The organism is Polynucleobacter sp. AM-25C3 (assembly GCF_018882335.1).
Classification (GTDB): Bacteria; Pseudomonadota; Gammaproteobacteria; order Burkholderiales; family Burkholderiaceae; genus Polynucleobacter.
In genome coordinates, this window is the sequence record NZ_JACVOS010000052.1 from 1 (window position 1) to 224 (window position 224).

1 protein-coding gene is annotated in these 224 nt (G+C 50.9%); it reads left to right on the top strand.

Annotated features, from left to right (window positions below; genetic code table 11):
* Window positions 1-224, top strand: a 224-nt coding sequence (locus ICN12_RS10820) for an AIDA repeat-containing protein (RefSeq protein WP_216272514.1), incomplete at both ends; no start/stop codon positions are given.

Genomic DNA, 224 nt, shown 5'->3' on the forward strand with positions numbered 1-224 from the left:
CGCTAAGCAGTGGCGGTAGCCAGACCCTCCTGAGCGGCGCTATTGTGAGTGGTCTTACGGTAAATGATGGTGGTACTCAAGCTGTTGGTAGTGGCGCTATTGCAAGTGCTACTACGGTAAATGATGGTGGTACTCAAGCTGTTAGTAGTGGCGGTATTGCAAGTGCTACTACGGTAAATGATGGCGGTACTCAAGCTGTTAGTAGCGGTGGTAGTGCGATTAGC